13 protein-coding genes are annotated in these 19,546 nt (G+C 70.8%); 7 read left to right on the plus strand and 6 right to left on the minus strand.

Annotated elements, in window-relative coordinates; all coding sequences use genetic code 11:
* Positions 1 to 19: 19 nt before the first annotated feature.
* From ACFYY6_RS04180 to ACFYY6_RS04205, 6 genes are all read left to right on the plus strand, one after another.
* Positions 20 to 427, plus strand: a complete 408-nt coding sequence (locus tag ACFYY6_RS04180) for a DUF742 domain-containing protein (protein ID WP_073784783.1) — start codon at positions 20 to 22, stop codon at positions 425 to 427.
* Positions 408 to 989: an ATP/GTP-binding protein gene (locus ACFYY6_RS04185; protein ID WP_073784781.1), complete on the plus strand. Its 582-nt coding sequence runs from the start codon at positions 408 to 410 to the stop codon at positions 987 to 989. The genes ACFYY6_RS04180 and ACFYY6_RS04185 overlap by 20 nt, the downstream gene beginning before the upstream one ends.
* Positions 990 to 1,340: 351 nt before the next feature.
* Complete coding sequence (locus ACFYY6_RS04190; protein WP_389191583.1) at positions 1,341 to 4,709, plus strand: nitrate- and nitrite sensing domain-containing protein; 3,369 nt, start codon at positions 1,341 to 1,343, stop codon at positions 4,707 to 4,709.
* A 10-nt stretch (positions 4,710 to 4,719) separates the two neighbouring features.
* Positions 4,720 to 5,133 (plus strand): roadblock/LC7 domain-containing protein, encoded by a 414-nt coding sequence (locus ACFYY6_RS04195; protein ID WP_009997645.1) that lies wholly within the window; start codon positions 4,720 to 4,722, stop codon positions 5,131 to 5,133.
* A 112-nt stretch (positions 5,134 to 5,245) separates the two neighbouring features.
* Positions 5,246 to 5,866, plus strand: a complete 621-nt coding sequence (locus tag ACFYY6_RS04200; protein ID WP_351516772.1) for a DUF742 domain-containing protein — start codon at positions 5,246 to 5,248, stop codon at positions 5,864 to 5,866.
* A complete protein-coding gene (locus tag ACFYY6_RS04205; protein WP_014048542.1) occupies positions 5,847 to 6,428 on the plus strand; it encodes an ATP/GTP-binding protein in 582 nt (193 codons plus the stop codon). Before ACFYY6_RS04200 ends, ACFYY6_RS04205 begins: the two co-directional genes overlap by 20 nt.
* 199 nt (positions 6,429 to 6,627) lie before the next feature.
* On the opposite strand, the gene ACFYY6_RS04210 is transcribed toward ACFYY6_RS04205, so the two are convergent.
* The 6 genes from ACFYY6_RS04210 to ACFYY6_RS04235 form a co-directional block, all read right to left on the minus strand.
* The gene (locus ACFYY6_RS04210; protein ID WP_351516771.1) at positions 6,628 to 6,831 is read right to left on the minus strand and encodes an acyl-CoA carboxylase subunit epsilon; all 204 of its coding nucleotides are present in this window, start codon (positions 6,829 to 6,831) and stop codon (positions 6,628 to 6,630) included.
* Between the two features lie 90 nt (positions 6,832 to 6,921).
* Positions 6,922 to 8,505 carry an acyl-CoA carboxylase subunit beta gene (locus ACFYY6_RS04215; protein WP_351516770.1) on the minus strand — a complete coding sequence of 528 codons (1,584 nt, stop codon included), beginning with the start codon at positions 8,503 to 8,505 and terminating at the stop codon, positions 6,922 to 6,924.
* 402 nt (positions 8,506 to 8,907) lie between these two features.
* On the minus strand, positions 8,908 to 11,292 hold the full coding sequence (locus ACFYY6_RS04220; RefSeq protein ID WP_351516768.1) for a polysaccharide lyase 8 family protein: 2,385 nt from the start codon (positions 11,290 to 11,292) through the stop codon (positions 8,908 to 8,910).
* 112 nt (positions 11,293 to 11,404) lie between these two features.
* Positions 11,405 to 15,343 (minus strand): endo-alpha-N-acetylgalactosaminidase family protein, encoded by a 3,939-nt coding sequence (locus tag ACFYY6_RS04225; RefSeq protein WP_351627308.1) that lies wholly within the window; start codon positions 15,341 to 15,343, stop codon positions 11,405 to 11,407.
* Between the two features lie 261 nt (positions 15,344 to 15,604).
* The gene (locus ACFYY6_RS04230; RefSeq protein ID WP_351627305.1) at positions 15,605 to 16,474 is read right to left on the minus strand and encodes an MBL fold metallo-hydrolase; all 870 of its coding nucleotides are present in this window, start codon (positions 16,472 to 16,474) and stop codon (positions 15,605 to 15,607) included.
* 620 nt (positions 16,475 to 17,094) lie between these two features.
* Positions 17,095 to 17,793, minus strand: coding sequence for a DUF1326 domain-containing protein (locus ACFYY6_RS04235; protein ID WP_351516765.1), 699 nt, complete (start codon positions 17,791 to 17,793; stop codon positions 17,095 to 17,097).
* Positions 17,794 to 18,286: 493 nt separating this feature from the next.
* On the opposite strand from ACFYY6_RS04235, the gene ACFYY6_RS04240 reads away from it, so the two are divergent.
* Positions 18,287 to 19,519, plus strand: coding sequence for a glycoside hydrolase family 64 protein (locus ACFYY6_RS04240; protein WP_351627302.1), 1,233 nt, complete (start codon positions 18,287 to 18,289; stop codon positions 19,517 to 19,519).
* Positions 19,520 to 19,546: the final 27 nt, after the last annotated feature.

Consider the following 19,546-nt stretch of genomic DNA (forward strand, 5'->3'; position numbering starts at 1 on the left):
TGTCACGCCCGGAGGATTCATGACCCCGCCACCCGCCTCGTCCGACCCGTACGGCGCACTGCACCACGCGTCGTACGACGGAGAAGGCGACCAGCCGCTGGTCCGCCCGTATGCCATGACCGGCGGCCGGACCCGGCCCCGCTACCAGCTCGCCATAGAGGCGCTGGTCTCCACCACGGCCGACCCCGCGCACATGGCGACACTGCTCCCCGAGCACCAGCGGATCTGCCACCTGTGCCGCGAGGTCAAGTCGGTGGCCGAGGTCTCGGCCCTGCTGTCGATGCCGCTCGGCGTGGCCCGGATCCTCGTCGCGGACCTGGCGGAAGCCGGCATGGTGGCCATCCACCAGCCGGGCAACGGAGAGGCCGGCGGCGCGCCGGATGTGACACTGCTCGAAAGGGTGCTCAGTGGACTTCGCAAGCTCTAGCGGCGGAGCGGCCCGGGCCACCACCTCGGCGAAGATCGTGGTGGCGGGCGGCTTCGGCGTGGGTAAGACCACGTTCGTCGGTGCCGTCTCGGAGATCAACCCGCTGCGTACGGAAGCCGTGATGACGTCCGCGTCCGCGGGCATCGACGACCTGACGCACACGGGCGGCAAGACGACGACGACCGTCGCGATGGACTTCGGCCGGATCACGCTGGACCAGGACCTGATCCTGTACCTCTTCGGTACGCCCGGACAGGACCGCTTCTGGTTCATGTGGGACGACCTCGTCCGCGGCGCCATCGGCGCCGTCGTCCTCGTCGACACCCGCCGCCTCGCCGACTGCTTCCCCGCCGTCGACTACTTCGAGAACAGCGGCCTCCCGTTCATCATCGCCCTCAACGGCTTCGACGGACACCAGCCCTACACCCCCGACGAGGTCCGCGAAGCACTCCAGATCGGACCCGACACCCCGATCATCACGACGGACGCCCGGCACCGCGCCGACGCCAAGAGCGGACTGATCACCCTCGTCGAGCACGCGCTGATGGCACGGCTCAAGTAGGTGCAAGTCGGTAGAGCGGTACGGTAGTTGCAAGCATGTCCCGCCGGGGGCGGGACTGTGTCCTTAGACACGATCCGCCCCCGCCTTCATAACGTTTCGACAGAGAATTGCCGCGTATTCAGCACCCGATGCGGTCAATCGGTGCCGCTGCGCTCACATGAGCCTCGCCTTTTGGCGGGGCTCGCTCTTTATGCCCGTTTTATCCGAGGCTTGGACCACTCGGAATGGCTGATTCCGAGTGTTTGGAACGCGACCGCTCCCCGTGCTGGAATTCGACGAACTTCTGAGTAGTACGGCCCTGAACGAAATACGGCACACCGTAGGTGCCGACGCCGAGAGGTTGTTGTTCGAGTGAGGCGAAGCAAGGATGGCTCCGCGGCGCAGCCTGAGCGGGGCAATTTCACCCCGCCGTCGCGTGCCGCGGCATCGCCCGCCGATGCGCCCGCGCACACGGGGTCGGGCGGCAGCACCAGTCGGCTGGCCCCGCGCAACTGGCGGGTGCCCACCCGGCTGAACGCCATCCTCCTCATTCCGGTGCTGGTCGGCCTGGTCATGGGCGGCTTCCAGGTGAAGGGCTCGGTCGACACCTGGCGCGGGGCCCAGGACGCCGAGAAGACCGCGCTGATCGTCCGCGCGGCCTCCGAGTACGGCCAGGCCCTCCTCGACGAACGCGACCTCTCGGCCCGCCCCCTCCTGTCGAACGAACGCGACGACGCCACGATCGACCGGGTCCGGGCCACCACCGACGCCGCCGCGGCCAAGTTCGACGAGGCCGTGAAGGGCATGCCCGCGAAGCGCGGCCTGGAACGGCGCCTGCAGCTGTTCCGGCTGGAGGAGCCCAAGCTCCCCGAGCTGCGCAAGTCCGCCTACGCCGAGGGCATGGACCCGGTGAGGACGGAAGAGGGCTACGTCCAGGTGCAGCACTCCCTCATGGAGTTCGCCAACGAACTGGGCCTGGGCACCGGCAACATCACCAGCTACGGCCGCACGGTCTACGCGATCCAGCTGGCCCAGGCCGCAGAATCGCTTCAGCGCTCCATCGGCATGCATCTGCTGGTGCGGCCGAGCCGGAAGGGCGCCACCTTCGACGCCCAGGTGAAGGCGTTCGGCTCGTACAACTACCTGGAACGGATCGCGCTCGACGAGTTCGGCTCCGGTGGCACGGAGGCCGACTCGAAGCGGCTGAAGCAGGTCATGACCGCCCAGGCGGCCGCGGGGGCGAAGGAGCTGAAGAAGGCCGAGCAGCGGGCCGAGGCGGCCGGCACCCCCTTCGTCGACCCGCCGAGCGTCGACGGCTCGGTCTTCGACGGCATGGCCCAGCAGATCGCGCGGGGCGAGTCCCCCGAGAAGCTGGCCGCGAAGGGCATCACTCCGGAGACCTGGCTGGCGGCCGCCACCGCCAAGTTCGACGGCTACGCCACGGTCGAGAAGGAACTCGTCGACAAGGCGGTGGCCGAGGCGGCGGACATCTCGTCCGGCGCCCGCAACGACGCGATCGTGGACGCCGCCGTCGTGGTCGTCGCACTGCTGGCCGCGTTCGTCCTGGCCGGGCTGGTGGCACGGCAGATGAGCCGTTCCATGCGCGAGCTGCGCACGGCCGCCTTCCAGATCGCCGAGCAGCGGCTGCCCATGCTCGTCGACCAGCTGTCCAGGAACGATCCGGGGCTGGTCGACACCCGTGTCCGTCCGCTCCCGATCGACAGCCGCGACGAGATCGGCGAGGTCGCCCGCGCCTTCGACCAGGTGCACCGGGAGGCGGTCCGGCTGGCGGCCGAGCAGGCCATGCTGCGGGGCAACGTCAACGCGATCTTCACCAACCTCTCGCGCCGCAACCAGTCGCTGATCGAGGGCCAGCTGACCCTCATCACCGATCTGGAGAACAACGAGGCCGACCCGGACCAGCTGGAGAACCTGTTCCGGCTGGACCACCTGGCCACCCGCATGCGCCGCAACGGCGAGAACCTCCTCGTCCTCGCCGGCGAGGAACCCGGCCGCCGCTGGAACCAGCCGGTCCCGCTGGTCGACGTGGTGCGGGCCGCCTGCTCCGAGGTGGAGTCGTACGAGCGCATCGAGGTGTCCGGCGTGCCGGAGACCGAGATCCACGGCGAGTCCGTCACCGACCTGGTGCATCTGCTGGCCGAGCTGCTGGAGAACGCCACCACGTTCTCCTCGCCGCAGACCAAGGTGCGGGTCACCGCGACCCGGCTGCCCGACGGCCGCGTGGTGATCGAGATCCACGACAAGGGCATCGGCCTCACCCCCGAGGACTTCGCCGACATCAACCACCGGCTGGCCAACCCGCCGACCGTGGACGCCGCGGTGTCCCAGCGGATGGGCCTGTTCGTGGTCGGCCGACTGTCCGACCGGCACGGCATCCGGGTCCAGCTGCGTCCCTCGGGGGAACAGGCCGGGACCACTTCGCTGGTCATGCTGCCGGACGCCATCACCCACGGCGGCGGTGGCGAACCGGCCGAGGCCCAGGGCGACTTCACCGTCTCCTCGATCATTCCCGAGCGGCAGGAGCCCGAACAGCCCGCGCCCCGGCCCCAGATGCGCACGGCGGCCGAGCTGGGCTTCGACGACTCCCGTTACGAGCAGCCGTCGGCCGGTGTCGCGCCGCTGGACCCGGTGGGCCGCTCACTGCTGCGCGACGAGCGCCGGGCGGCTCTGGGCGCCCAGACGCCCGGTGAGCAGCCGCAGTTCGCCCAGGAGCCGCACGCCGCCGGCCGGCCCGTCGACGGCGCGTACGCGCAGAACGGATACCCGCAGCACGGGTACACCGGGAACGAGCACGCCCAAAGCGGCTACTCCCAGGAGGCGTACGGACAGGCGCAGTACGGACAGGAGCCCTACGGGCAGGACCAGTACGGTCAGGACCAGTTCCGGCAGGAGCAGTACGGGCAGGAGCAGTACGGGCAGGAGCCTGGGCAGCAGCCGTACGCCCCGGAGCAGTACGGGCAGGACCAGTACGGCCGGCCTCCGTACGAGGGCGGCTACACGCCGCACCCCGGCGGCGACGGCTCGGCCGCGCAGCCCGGTGCCGTCGCCCCGGAGGAATCGCCGGACGCATATCCGGAACCGGCATATGCGTCCGGCGATTCCTCCGGGACGGTGCCCGAGGAGACGTTCGCCACCGGCCCGCAGCAGGACGAGTGGACGAACCGGGACGGCTACCCGCAGACGCCCGAGCCCTCGCCCGGAGCGGAAGCGGAATCTTCCCCGAGCACCCCCGCCGAGGCCCCGGAAAGCGTAGGCTTCAACCGTCCGGGACCCACCCCGAACTCCGGCCACGAGCTGACCGAAGCCGGTCTGCCGCGCCGGGGCAGTCAGCAGCACTGGCAGCCCACCGGCCGCGGAAACACCCGGCCGCTCGCCGTGCAACAGCCGCAGCAGCAGGACGAGCTGCCGCCGCGACAGTCGCCCCCGCGGCAGGACGCGGACGGCTCCGACGACCGGCGTTCGAAGAACGACGAACGCTGGGAGCGGGCCGAGAAGCTCCGTGAGCCGAAGGCGGGCGGCGTCACCCCGTCCGGACTCCCCCGGCGGGTGCCCAAGGCCAATCTGGTCGAGGGTACGGCGGAGCAGACTCCGCAGGGCGGCCCACAGGTCTCCCGCGCACCCGAGGACGTCCGCGGCAGGTTGAGGAACCTGCGGCGGGGCGTACTGCGGGGACGTAACGCGGGTTCGGACACGAGTAACACCTACAACCAGGAGCGTTAGTGTGAGCCCGATGAGCCAGGCGGCGCAGAATCTGAACTGGTTGATCACCAACTTCGTGGACAACACCCCCGGGGTGTCGCACACGGTGGTGGTCTCCGCCGACGGACTCCTGCTGGCCATGTCCGAGGGATTTCCGCGCGACCGTGCCGATCAGCTCGCGGCCGTCGCCTCCGGTCTGACCTCGCTGACCGCGGGTGCCTCCCGGATCTTCGAGGGCGGCGCCGTGAACCAGACCGTGGTGGAAATGGAGCGCGGCTTCCTCTTCATCATGTCCATCTCCGACGGATCCTCGCTGGCCGTGCTCGCGCACCCCGAGGCCGACATCGGTCTGGTCGGCTACGAGATGGCCCTGCTCGTCGACCGTGCGGGCAACGTCCTCACGCCGGATCTCCGAGCCGAGCTGCAAGGAAGTCTTCTCAACTAGCAAAAGGAAGTCTTCTTAACTGATAAACGGACAGTGCGTTTCGCGCCACCGGGTCATAAGGTGCGGTGGCGCGGCCCCACTGGGATCGGGACCGGCAGGCGGAGGAGGAATCGTGACAACACCCCCAGACGGGCACCGGTACAACGGCGGCCAGGACGTGCCGGGTGAGCACGGGAGCAATCCCTTCAACTTCCCCTCCGCGCCCAGCGGACAGGGCACGCAACAGCCGTACCGGTCGTTCCGGCCCCATGAGTGGCCGCAGCAGCCGTCGAGCGGTCCGCAGGAGCCCGCCCGGCCCCCGCAGCGGCCGTACCGCGACACCCCGCCCCGACCGCCCCGTATCCAGCCCGTGCCGCCGCGGCAGGCCCCCGAGCCGGCCGCCCCCGTCGCGCACAATCCGCTCGTCCGTCCGTACGCCATGACCGGCGGCCGGACCCGACCGCGCTACCAACTCGCGATTGAGGCGTTGGTCAGTACCACGGCCGATCCGTCGCGGCTGCAAGGGCAGTTGCCCGAGCATCAGCGGATCTGCCGGTTGTGCTTCGAGATCAAGTCGGTCGCCGAGATTTCGGCACTGCTCTCGATACCCCTCGGCGTTGCCCGGATCCTCGTAGCCGACCTGGCAGAGGCCGGACTCGTCGCTATCCATCAGCCCGGCGGCGACGAGTCCGCCGGTGGCCAGCCAGATGTGACACTGCTCGAAAGGGTGCTCAGTGGACTTCGCAAGCTCTAGCGGCGGAGCAGCCCGCTCCACTACCTCGGCGAAGATCGTGGTGGCAGGGGGCTTCGGCGTGGGTAAGACCACGTTCGTCGGTGCCGTCTCGGAGATCAACCCGCTGCGCACCGAAGCCGTGATGACGTCCGCGTCCGCGGGCATCGACGACCTGACGCACACCGGGGACAAGACCACCACGACGGTGGCGATGGACTTCGGCCGGATCACGCTGGACCAGGACCTGATCCTGTACCTCTTCGGTACGCCCGGACAGGACCGCTTCTGGTTCATGTGGGACGACCTCGTCCGCGGCGCCATCGGCGCCGTCGTCCTCGTCGACACCCGCCGCCTCGCCGACTGCTTCCCCGCCGTCGACTACTTCGAGAACAGCGGCCTTCCCTTCGTCATCGCCCTCAACGGCTTCGACGGACACCAGCCCTACACCCCCGACGAGGTCCGCGAAGCACTCCAGATCGGACCCGACACCCCGATCCTGACCACGGACGCCCGGCACCGCGCCGACGCCAAGAGTGCGCTGATCACCCTCGTCGAGCACGCGCTGATGGCACGGCTGCGCTAGTGCCGCCTGCCGTGCGACGGCACTTCGAGGACACGGCCCCGGCCCTGTCGTAGTTCTGTGACCGGCATGCCCTGGTCCCGGTGGCGCCCGCGGGTGTCACCGGGCACGAGGCCGGGGAAGAGAGGTCCGTACGACGTACTGATGCCCCGCACTCACCGGAAGACCGGGAGTGCGGGGCATCAGCGCGTCGTGGTGTCCGTCAGCACTGCCAGGAGTGCGGGGCGCGGAAGCCCGGGGTGCGCTCCAGACGGCGCCACCCGGCGGTGCTGCGGCCGCGGTGGGCGGGAGTGGCGTCGGGCTGCGCGGCGGCGCGGGCGAGCAGGACGGCGGTTATCGCGGCCAGTTCCTCGGGGGCGGCGGTGCCCTTCTCGACGCGCAGCACGGATGCTGTGGCAGTGCTCATGGGAGGTCTCTCCGTCTTCTCGACAGGTCTTCTCGGCAGGTCTTCGCGGACTCGGCGGCTTCGCGGTGTTCCCGCGACCCCGCCCGCGGACTACTGCGGGGGGTTGCCGTGCTTGCGCGACGGCAGGTCGGCGTGCTTGGTGCGGAGCATGGCGAGCGAGGCGATCAGCACCTCGCGGGTCTCGGCGGGGTCGATGACGTCGTCGACCAGGCCGCGCTCCGCCGCGTAGTACGGGTGCATCAGTTCGGCCTTGTACTCCTTGACCATGCGTGTCCGCATGGCCTCCGGGTCCGCGGCGTCGGCGATCTGCCGGCGGAAGATCACGTTGGCGGCGCCCTCCGCGCCCATCACGGCGATCTCGTTGGTCGGCCAGGCGTACGTCAGGTCGGCACCGATGGACTGGCTGTCCATCACGATGTAGGCCCCGCCGTACGCCTTGCGCAGGATCAGCGAGATCCTCGGCACGGTGGCGTTGCAGTACGCGTAGAGCAGCTTCGCGCCGTGCCGAATGATTCCACCGTGCTCCTGGTCCACGCCCGGAAGGAAGCCGGGTACGTCCAGAAGAGTGATGATGGGGATGTTGAAGGCGTCACACATCTGGACGAAACGGGCCGCCTTCTCGGACGCCTCGATGTCCAGGACACCGGCCAGGACCTGCGGCTGGTTGGCCACGATCCCGACGACCTGGCCGTCCATGCGGGCGAGGGCGCACACGATGTTGCGGGCCCAGCGCTCGTGGATCTCCAGGTAGTCGCCGTCGTCGACGAGCTCCTCGATGACCTTGTGCATGTCGTACGGACGGTTGCCGTCGGCGGGGACCAGGTCCAGCAGGACGTCGCCGCGCCGGTCGGCCGGGTCGTCACCGGCCACGGCCGGCGGGTTCTCCCGGTTGTTGGAGGGCAGCAGGCCGAGCAGGTACCGGACCTCGGCGATGCAGGTCTCCTCGTCGTCGTACGCGAAGTGGCACACGCCCGAGGTCTCGGCGTGCACGTCCGCGCCGCCGAGGCCGTTCTGGGTGATCTCCTCGCCCGTGACCGCCTTCACCACGTCCGGACCGGTGATGAACATCTGCGAGGTGTCCCGCACCATGAACACGAAGTCCGTGAGCGCCGGGGAGTAGGCGGCGCCGCCCGCGCACGGGCCGAGCATCACGCTGATCTGCGGGATGACGCCCGACGCCTTGGTGTTGCGCTGGAAGATCCCGCCGTATCCGGCGAGCGCGCTGACGCCCTCCTGGATGCGGGCGCCCGCGCCGTCGTTCAGCGACACCAGCGGGGCACCCGCCGCGATCGCCATGTCCATGATCTTGTGGATCTTGGTGGCGTGGGCCTCGCCCAGGGCGCCGCCGAAGATCCGGAAGTCGTGTGCGTAGACGAAGACCGTACGGCCGTCGACCGTCCCCCATCCGGTGATCACGCCGTCCGTGTGGGGCTTCTTCTGCTCCAGGCCGAAGCCGGTCGCCCGGTGTCGGCGCAGCTGCTCGACCTCCCGGAACGACCCCGGGTCGACCAGCAGCTCGATGCGCTCACGCGCCGTCAGCTTGCCCTTGGCGTGCTGCGCCTCGGTCGCCCGGTCACTCGGTCCGCGACGGGCCTGCTCACGCAGCGCCAGCAGCTCGGCCACTCGGCCACGGGTGTCGCTCGGCTCGCCCGGGGTTTCGTCCACAACGGTCATGCACCGACCCTACGAACCCAGGCAAGCAAATCCTGCCGTCGACTCCGTACAGTCTCCCGACCCGATTCCTGGCGGAGCCTGACAGTGCCAGGGCGCCATGCAGGCGAAGCACCAGCTTTCGCCGGTCCGGAGTTGTGCGGTTCCAACAAAGCGCACCTGTGGTCTGCCGCACACTCCTGTCAGCCTCGCGGTGTGCTCCGGTCGGGCGTTCCGCACGAGGGTACGCCCCCTCGGAGGGTCCGCGGTCCGCGGCGCCGGGGGCTCGGGACGACCGTCGGCCCCGGACAACGGCCGGGCGGGCAAAAGCTCCGGGGAGTCTCGTCGGGGGCCGGGGAAGCCGGCAGGACCGGGGAGGCCCGCCGGCTCATGGAGTCCGGCGGGCCTCCCCGGTCGCGGCGTCGCCTATCGGACGTCGCAGCGCAGGGTGCGCCCATCCGTCCCCGGCCGGACCCTCAGCACCAGGCGCCGCCCGGTGGCGAGCACCTCGATGCCCGGGTCCGCCGAGACGACCCGGTGCGCCGGCCGCTCCCAGACGACGTCCACCGGGGCGCCGCTGCGGTCGGGACCGCTGACGCACACGGTCATGGTGCGTCCGTGCTCGCGCACGAGGACGCTCGCCGGGGCGGTGACGGAGAGCGGCCCGGCCTCGCCCGGCTGCCAGAAGTTGGCGGCGGTGACGCCCAGGGAGCGCACGGAGACGGCCTGAGCGGCGGCGGTGTTGGCGTGCACGGTGACCCACCGCCGGTCGGCGGCGCGGGCGGTGACGGCGCGGCGGGAGGCGCCGGGCATCAGCAGGTACGCGTAGTCGGCGTCGACCGGGTCGGTGCCGTGGTCGAGCCACAGGGTCTGGTAGCGGCGGGTGCGGCGCTCGGTGGAGCTGGTGGTGTTGATGTCGGACCAGGCTCCGGTGCGGTCCTCGCGCAGGGTGCGCAGTCCGGTGACGCCGCCGGGGAACACCCAGCCGCCGTGCCCGTCCAGGTGGGCCCAGCGGGAGCCGGGGTCCGTGGTGAACGCGGCGGTGCCGTTCTCGCCGATCATGCGGTTGTCGACGACCGTTTCGACGGGTGTCGCGTCGGTGCTGGTGATGCCCGCGCCGAGGCAGACGACCGTGTCGTCGAGGCAGAACCACGACTTGCGGGCCTGGAGCGTCGAGCCGAGGCCCTTGAGGTGCTGGCCGACCGCCGCGAACTCGCCGTCGGTGGTGCCGCCGACCCAGGCCGTCGCGGGCTTGGCCGCGCCCCATTCGCCGCCCGCCCGGTCGGCGAGCCGCTTGGTGGACACGGTCGTGCCGGGCAGCCGGTACGGGTCGACGGTCGGCCAGAACCAGTCGGTGTACTGGTCGCCCTGCCGGTCGCCGGGCCACCAGTAGAGCATTCCTGCGCCGGTGTGCCAGCCGCGCGGGTTCTCTCCGTTGCCGCACTCGTAGTACGAGATCCGCTTGGAGGCCATGGAGAGAGCCGCGGCCCAGTGCGGACGGCGGTGCACGGCGCGGTCCATGCCGGCGAAGAGGTGGTGGCCGATCCGCTCGGGCGCGGCGCGCACGGCACTGGCCTGGACGGCGTGCAGCCGGGACAGGTCCGCGATGCCGTACTGGGGTGCGGCGAGGACGGGGCTGGTGCGGTCGCGGGCGATCCAGCCCTTGATCATGCCGTGCCAGCGGTCGCGTTCCTCCGCCGAGGCGCCCTGGGCCAGGAGCGCGATGCCGGCGATGATCCCCTGCCCGTGGAAGTGGTCGCCGCGCAGGATCTTGAGGTCGTCGCTCTTGAGCACGCCGCGGCTGATGGCCCGGCCGTTGACGCTGTCCATGACCAGGCCGTTGTAGATCAGCGGGGCGTAGGCCTTCTCGACGCTGTCGAGGATGATCTGCCGGTTCGGGTCGGTGACGGCCCAGGTGGACCCGGCGAGCAGCGCGAAGAGGCGGCCGAGCCCGTCGAGCATGACCTGGCCGTAGGTGCCGGAGTAGGCGATGGTGGTGTGCTGGATGAACGACCCGTCGGTGTACAGGCCGTCCCCCGTGGTGACGTAGGGGAAGACGGGCGAGAGCGCGTCGCGGGCCAGCTCGATCTTGGCCGGGGTCCGGCCGAGGACGCCGCGCATGACGACGGAGCGGCACAGGTCGACGCGGTTGGCGCCGGTGGAGGTGCCGTTGTAGTCGCGGAGCACGGAGTCGGGAATGAAGTGGTCGACGGCCGCGCAGGCGGCCTCGACGCGGGCGGTGCCCAGGTGCTCGTACAGGACGGCGGTGATGTCCATGAGGAGGCGCGGGCTGCCGATCTGCCATTCCCACCAGTTGCCGTACGGCTTGACGGAGGCGTGGTAGGCGGTCGCGGCGAGGTGGTCGTAGCCCCGCACGATGTCGGCGAGGAGGGCGGCGTCGCCGGTGGAGCCGGTACCGGGCTGGGCGTACGCCTGGGTCATCGTCCACAGCCTGCTGTACGCCTGGGTGATGCCGGCCGGAGGGTCGTAGGGGGCGTCGGGCCACAGCGAGCCCGGCTGCGGGTCCATCGTCGACCGAAACGTCCGCGCCCGGGTGCCGAGTGCGGTGAGGCGGGACGCGTAGGGTTCGGCGGTCGCGTCGAAGCCGGTGCCGAGCGTGATGACGGTCCACCGTCCACGCAGCTCGTCGAACTCGTCGGCGCCCACGGCGCCGCTGCCGGTCGCCGCCGTCGCGGAGGCGGACCCGGATGTGCTCGCTGCCGCGGCCGTGCCGGGGACGGCGACGGCCAGGGCGGCGCCCGCCGAGAGGGTGAGCAGGGTGCGGCGTGACCATTCGGGTGGTGTGGGCATGTGCGGCTCCGTTCTTCGCGGGGTCGTCGGGGTTTCGGGGGGTGGCGTGTGGGTGTGGGGACGGGGCGGGTGTCCATCGGCGGCGCACCCGCCCCGGGTCTCGGGAGGGGGCTCAACTTCCGCAGTGGAAGCGGGCGTCGCCCCAGTCGGCGTGGTCGTTCCCGTTGCCGTCGCCGCCGTCGTCGACGATCAGGTCGACGTACCGGGCGCCGGTGAGATCGGCGGTGAGCCGCCAGGGGCCGTCGGTGGCCTTCAGCAGCGGTGACCTGGCCTTCTCGGTGCCGTCGGTGGCGACGGCGAACCGCACGCTGCCGCGCGTGGTCTGGATGTCGTCCACGCCCACCTCGGCGGTGAAGAAGGCGCAGTTGCCGCCCAGGTAGTAGCGGATCCGCGCCGGGGCGTGGGTGCCGAGGCCCTTGGTGTAGACGGTGCCGCCGATGGTGAGCGGGGTGCCGTCGCCGACACCCTGTTCACCGTTGGAACGGTCGCGTTCGACCGGCCCCCAGCCGTTCTCGGCGGAGACCTGGTCGAGGTCGCTCGCCCAGCCGTCGGTGGTGGGCCGGGGCGGCAGGGTCCGTACGGAGGTCTGCGCGCCGAGCGCGCGCCGAGCGCCGCCGACCGTGTAGGACGCCACCGAACCCAGCTGGTACGTCTGGTACTTCGCGTCGACGGGCGGGGTGACGCGCCAGCTTCCGGTGACCTCGGCGCCCGGGGCGACCGTGTCGAAGGCGACTGCTCCGGCGGGCTCGGCCGTCCACCCCTGGGGGACGGCCAGGCTCAGCGCCACGCCGTTCGCCGCGGTGGTCTCGTGGTTGGTGAAGGCCGCCCGGACGGTGTGGGCGGTGCCCGGCTCCAGGGTGTCGGCGCCCGGGTCGACGGTGAGCGTGCCGCAGGCGGCGAGTCCGTCGGCGGGGGCCGGTCCGAGGTCGGTGACGGTGAACGCGTCGAGGACGAAGTCGGCGCCGTCGGGGGCGTCGCCACGCTTGCGCAGCCCAGTCCAGGTGTCGCCGCAGTCCGCGGTGACGGTCTCGGTGAAATGGCCGGTGGTGCGCTGCTGCCCGATGGGGGTGGCACGGGTCTCGACGGAACGTGGTGTGCCGTCGGCGGCGATCCGGTCGTAGCCGTCGACCCACTCGTACGCCCCGGCGTGACTGGACTGGTAGTCGTACTCGACCCGGTAGCGGTGGCCGTCGGTCATCGGTACGGTCCACGGCGCGGTGCGGTAGACGAGCCCGGAGTTCTCCTCGTGGGACTTGAGGGACTCCCCGCCGCCGATCACGTCGTCGACGAGCTTCCCGTTCCAGCCCGACCGGGTGTACGGGGCGTGCAGCCGGGAGATGACGGTGCGGGGGTCGGTGGAGCCGCCCGCGTCGCCCTTGAGGAAGGGGCCCCAGCCCTGGTCGACGTCCTCGAAGTCCTCGTACACGACGGTGTTCTTCCTGGTCGCCGGGGCGTTGGCGACGATGCGCACGTCGTCGACGCGCACGCGTGCCGCGGCTCCGCCGACCGCCGCGACGCGCAGGGTGGTGCGCCCGTCCGCCGGGGCGGTGAAGTTCACCTTGGCGCGCTGGACGTACGTGCCGTGCCAGTCGGAGGCGGCGACCTGGTCCTTCACGGTGGAACGTTCGACGGATACGGCCTTGCGGCTGGTCCTCCCCTTGGTGTCATCGTCCACCGAGAGGGTGGTGCGGCGGGTCTTCCCGGGCTCGACCTCGATGAGCGCGGAGGCGGTGTAGCGCCTGCCGGGCGTGAGCCCGTCGATGCGCTGCTGGATCGCCGCCGGTGAACTCCCCTCGAACCGGGCACCGTTGCGGCCCTGGCCGTCGGTGTCACGTGCGACGGTCCCGGTACGCGCCCAGGAATCGAGCCGGGCGTCGTTGAAGCCGGGGTCGCGGACCGGGGTGTCCTCGCCCCAGCGAGGGCCGGCGGCCTTCGGCGCACGGCCCGGGTAGAGGACGTACGGCTGTCCGGCCTCGGCGGTCAGCGTGATCCTCCCGTCGACGGGCCTGGCCGTGCCGGCCCTGACCCGGCCGTTGTCAGTGAGCTTGTAGACGGTGTACGGGCCGTCGGACGGCACGGCCCAACTGGTCCTTCCACCGGCCTTGTTGTAGTGGTAGAGCTTCTTTCCGCCGTCCCAGGGCAGCAGGTAGTCGGTGCCGCTTAGGACCTTGCGCCCGTGGTCGTAGAAGGTGCGCCGGCCGTCCTCGACCGTCCCGCGAAGGCCGCCGGTGAACGTGATGTCGTTCCCGTCCCAGCGCGTGATCCTCTGCTGCTGGAGGAACTTGGCGGGCAGGTCGCGCTGCCAGACGTTGGCGTAGAAGGCGTTCCAGTCGGTCTCGCCGGTCCAGCCCTCGAACTCGGCGATGGCGGTCTGGCCGAGGACCGGATCGTCGTTCCAGGTGTCCCGCTCGCCGTTGCGCATGAAGCGGATGATCTTCGAGTTGAGGCCCTTGTTGGTCGCGCCGCCGTAGTCGAGGTCGTTGGCCCAGTGCGACCAGAGGGTGCCGCGCTCGAACTTGTCGGACCACTCGCTGCCGACGTTCCACCCCTGCTTCCGCAGGATCTGGAGGGTCTTGTCCGCGATCCAGCCGTGCGTGTAGTAGACGTCGATGTAGAGGAAGCCCAGGTTGCGGTCGGTCTCGTCGCGCAGCTGCTGGAAGCGCCGGGCCAGGTCACCGCTGTTGAGGTCGCGGCGCTGGTCGATGTAGTAGCTCTGGCCGAGCCAGTTCCAGGCGGGCCTGTTCTTGTCGACGAGCTGTTCGTCGAACTCCCTGGCCTCCGGGTACGCCTCCGTGGCGTTGACGTGGACGCCGAAGGTCGCTCCCCACTTCTTCCCCTTCTTCAGAAGGGCGTTGAGATCCTTCAGGCCCCCGGCGCGCTCGTTGTAGTCGCCGCCGTAGTCGGGGTGGGCGGAGTCGTGCCCCTCGGAGGCGTACCCCTTGAGCACCGCCAACTGACCGAGTCCGTCGGTCGCGAGCGAGATCCGCTTGACGTCGTCGAGCGTGCGCAGGAAGGGGTGGGTGGCCTGGCTGGCGAAGTTGAACGGGATGTGGGTGATGACCCGGTCCGGGGTGTCCTCGCTGCCGGGCGCGGTGATGCCGATGGTCCGGAACGCGATGGCGCCGTCCTGCCAGTCGACCCTGCGGTCGCCGTTGGCGTCGGGGGTGACGACGACCTTCGCCCAGGGCAGGTCGTCGCCGCTCTCCGGCTTCGGCGCGCCCTCGCCCCGGTAGGTCCACTGACCGGACCAGACGCCGACCCGCATCCCGCCGTCGTCCCCGTCTCCGTCCTTGCGGGCCTGGTGCCAGAACCGGGCGTCGTCACCGCCGGTGGCCCCGGAGGGCTTGTCGTACGAGGAGTTGGACTCGACGGCCGCGGCGAGCGAGCCGGTGTTGACGATCGCGTACGAGGCCCCGACGGGCGCCGCGTCCGGGGCGGTGTCGGCGGTGACCGGGGCGAAGACGTCGGCGGTCCGGGTGGAATCGTTGTCGAGCCGGGTGAAGGCGGTGGCCGCGCCGGTGTCGGCGGAGCCGACGGAGACCAGGTCGTGGCCGGGTATCTCGATGGTCCCGACGCGGTGCGCGACGGTGTCGCGGACGGCCGTGATCCTGAAGGTGGTGGCACGCCCGGAGACGGAGAGCGAGGCGTCGATCTCGACCCCGGGCAGATCGGGGAAGGTCAGCGTGTAGCGCGCGGTCGTACCGGTGACACGGGGCGAGCTCTTGAGCCGTACGGGGTGCGGGGTGCCGTCGAGCGTGACGGACGTGACCGGCCGGGTGCTGCCGAGCAGCCGGGCCCCGCTGGACCTGTCGGTGTACGCCAGGACGCGCGGGAAGTCGTCGGCGACGGCGACGGACAGCTGCGCGGATGCGATGACGGCGGCGTCCGCCGGTACGTCCGCCGTCCCGGCCGCGGCAGGTGAGTCGGCGGCGAAGGCCGTGGCGGGCGAGGGGGCGGCGAAGGCCGTGGCGGGAAGAGCGGTTCCCACCAACGCCAGTACTGCGGCTGAGGCGGCGGCTGTGGCGCCCGCCGAAGTGAATCTTCGCGACATGTGCACTGCGTAGTCCCCGCGCCCGGACACCGTCAATGACCTGCGACGACTCTGCGTGCTCCAGTCCAACAACCGCGATACGTAAGTCCAAGTGACGGAACGTTACCGCTTACCGCCCGGTGCTCCCGGCGTCTTGACGCTTCGGACCGGCGCTCCTGAGCTGTGCGCGCGTCGGGTACGGCGGCGGGCGGTGAACCCGGCCGCCGGTGGCACCGTGCACCGCCCCCTCGGCCGCCTCGAACGGCCGCCGCCGAGTCCTGCTCACCATCGGAGGGCCGTGAAGTCGATCGGCCCGGGCCGCAGGGCCCCCGTGCGTTCCGCCAGCGCGCACAGCCGCCGGGACATCTCGTCGGCGTCCAGCCGCTGCCGGCCGCCGTGGCCCGGCAGCACCCACTCGAACCGCAGATGCCCGGCCGTCCGGGCCAGGGAGGCGGCCAGCGCCTCGATGGAGTACCAGGTCACGCTCTCCGCGACTTCGAGATCACCGGTCGTACGCGACCAGTAGAAGCTGTCGCCGCTGAAGCAGTACCGGTCGTCCGCGAGGTAGAGCACACTGCCCCGGGTGTGGCCGGGGAGCGGATGGGCGGTGACGCCCTCGCCGATCTCGACGGGATCGAGCCCCCGGATCACCTGGTCCGCGTCCGGCACCGCGTCGAGGTCGCCCTCGTGGATCCACAGCCGGGCCCCGAAGTGATCGGCATAGCGCCGCCCGTGCGCGACGTGGTCGCGATGGGTGAGCAGCACGTCGGTGACGGGGCCCGATGCCGCGTACCGCTCCGCGAGTCCGGGGCTCCAGCGCGGGGTGTCGATCATCATGACCGTGCCGGAGGGCCGAAGGAGGAGGTAGGAGTTCGCACCGGCGGTGTGCCGGGAGTTGTGCCCGCACACCAGTACGCCGTCGTCCAGCGCCATCGGGAACGGGTCGAGCCCCGGGTCGATCCGCCCCGACGCGGGACGGATCGAGCGGGTGTGGCAGGCGAAGACGGCGGCATGTAAGCGCCGCGCCTCCGCCTCGTCGCCCGGCTGCCGCAGGATCCGCGACGTCCTGTCCTCCTCGACGATCAGGTCGGGCGCGAATTGCCGGGCGACGTCGCAGTTGGTGCACCGGGCGTCCACGTACCAGTCGTTCACAGCTGGGTTCCTTCCACCGTCACGGAGAGCGACCCGGTCGAGGGCCGCGCTTCAGGGATATCCGACGCCGGGCCGGAAGCGGTAGAACCCGTCACTCTGGTGTTTCCGGTGCTGTGCCCCTCTCAGGGCAGGTCGATCAGAACAACGCCACCGTCTGAACAACTGCCCACCCTCGGCCCGCGCTTCGTGCCGAGGCATCGGCGCGGGCCCTACGATGCACACATGTCTGTGCGCTCGGCCTTCTCCAGCCGGCCGGTGCACCAGTAGGCGAACCTCACCGGCTTGGCATCACCATCGAGGCGCCAGGTCGACATCGTCCACCCGACAGTCGGACCGGACCGCGCCGTCGCCTTCCCATCGCCGGCGGCCTTCCACGTTCGAGGCGGTGACCGCAGGCATAGCGCCAGAGGCCACCGCCCCGTCTTCTTACGATGCTTCACCCATGGAAGTGACGCAGCCGGTCAGAAGAGGCCCCACTCGGTGGACTCAACGGCTCCCGACGTGCGGCATTTTCCCAGTCGTCCCCGTCCGCCTCCGGCTTCGCAACCGACACCGATGGCCGGTACCCCATTGCCACTTGCCACAGGTCCGCTTCTTCCCGTCCCGCTCCCGCCACGCGGTCAGGGACGCCAGTCGAAGGGGAAGTGCTTGCTGGATCCCCCGCGGTATTCATGGGAGAAGTCGAATCCCTCCGCGTGGTCGCTCTCGACCACGCCCCACGTGGCGATCTGACCGGGGCCGACCTCGGCGCCCGGGGCATTGATCAGCTGGACGCGACGGGAGGGGTCGGCGGTGGGTCCCGTGAGGGCGGTCGCGCCGACGGAGACCGCGTCGGCGACACGGGCCCGCCAGTACGAGAGATCCTCGGCGGCGTCGAAGTGGACCGGCGCGTACCGTACCTCGCGCAGCTCACTGATCAGCGAGCCGAACTGGCCCGGCCAGCCGCCGACGTGACCGGCGAATATCTGCTCCAGCGCGTCACGCTGGGCCTGGTCGCCCTTGGCGTCGATGTAGAGCATCACCTTCATCGTGGCGTCCGGGTCACCGACCCACATGTTCCCGGCGAACTCTCCCAGTGCCACGACGCCCAGGCCGTCGAGGCGCACATCCCCGAAGTGCCCTTCGTGAATCTGCCAGACGAGCGTGAAGAGGCAGTCCCCGTGGGTCGGCGTCTGGGCGAACGTGCAGGGGCAGGGCAGCGCACAGCTGCACACATCGAACCACTCACCCCTGAGGTGCCAGTCGGGCAGCGTGCCGTCATTCGTGCCCGCTCGGACGACAGTGGGGCCGCTTTGCGTTGCGGCGGAAGTAGTGCACATGGTTGTCTCCTCCCAGATCGCCGGTACCCCTAGGGGGTATGCAATGAAAGACTAGGACTCGAAGCGTCCGCACGTCAACTACCCCTAGGGGGTATCTGAGTTGGTCGATTCGCCCTCGGACGGGCCGGACGCGTTCCCGGGCTGCGGGGGATGAGGTCGCCCGGCCCGGGCGCGATGTCGGTCGGGACGCGTACGACGACGCGCGGCCCGGCGACCGGGCGGAGCTTCGCACGTGGCACGGCGACGTGGTGCGCGTGACGGTGCGCGGCCACACCGCGACCTACGATCCCCCGTCCACGAACTCCATGGATGTGTGGCCGCTCGCCGCCTGGCTGCTTTCCGACACAGCAGGCCCGCGCATGCGGAACGAGGGCCCGGGCTTGACCGCGCCCATCGGCCACCGCGACAGTGGTGCGCACCTGCGGGCGCCGCCGGCCCCCCACCCCGTACGACCGGCTTCGCGCGCACCCCCACACGTCTCGGGAGTCCTCTCGTGATCTCACGCAGAACGTTCCTGACCTACGGCGCCGCCGCCTCCGCGACTGCTCTCACCTCTCCCCTCTGGACCGACGCACTGGGGTCGAGTGCCCTCGCCGCGGCCCCGGCGACCTGTGAACTCGCCCTGGAGAACCGGTCGTTGCCGGGCACGGTCAACGCCTACGTCACCGGGCACGAACAGGGCACCGGCAGCTGGGTGCTGCTGCGGGCCGACGGCAGTGTCCACCGGCCCGACTCCCCCGCCGCGCCGCAGACGCCGTTGCCCGTCGACTGCGCGATCCCGTTGAACGCGGCGGGCGGGGCGCCCGTCGTGCTGACGCTGCCGCAGATGTACGGCTCGCGCGTCTACTTCGTGCGGGACGACACCCTGGATTTCTTCCTCAACCCCGGCCCGGCCCTGGTCGAACCGGCGTTCGCGACGCCCACCGACCCCAACTACGGGCGCACCTGGTCGTTCTGCGAATTCACCTTCGACCCGCAGCAGTTGTACGCGAACATCAGCTACGTCGACCTGGTCACCGCGCTGCCGATCGGCCTGACCCTGGAGGGCGACGCCACCCACACCGTGGCCCCGCTCCCGGACGGTGCGGTCGGGCGGATCGCGGACGGGCTCACCGCCCAGGCCGCCGTCGACGGGCAGCCCTGGGACAAGCTGGTGATCCGGGGTGCGGACGGCGGGGTGCTGCGGGTGATCTCGCCGCAGAACCTCATGGCCCCGTTCTTCGACCGCCCGGACGAGATGCCGTTCCGGGACGCGTTCACTGCGTACATCGACCAGGTCTGGGAGAAGTACCGCTCCACCGATCTGCGGATCGACCTCCAGGGCGGCCGGGGCGTCCGGACCGGTCGGGTCACCGGTGACGTGCTGACGTTCGACGGCGGGCACGCCTTCAGCAAACCGGTCTCCAGGGACGTCTTCACCTGCGACCACGGGCCGTTCGCCAACGACCCGGGCGCCCCGGACGACAAGAAGGCGCTGCTGGCCCGGCTCGCGGCCGGGTTCAACCGTTCCCTCATGCTCACCCATCCCGACCAGCCCAACGGCATTCCCGCGGCGGACTGCTACCGGGGCCCCGTCACCAACCACTGGGCGCGCGTCGTCCACGCCAACAGTCCGATCGGCTACGCCTTCCCGTACGACGACGTGCGCCCCGACGGCGAGCCCGATGTCTCGGGCGCCGCCAACGACGCCAATCCGCGCCGCTTCACGGTGAGCGTGGGGGCCTGAGACGCCCAGCCCCTCGACCGGAGCGCC

This window comes from Streptomyces sp. NPDC001750 (genome assembly GCF_042892615.1).
GTDB lineage: Bacteria > Actinomycetota > Actinomycetes > Streptomycetales > Streptomycetaceae > Streptomyces.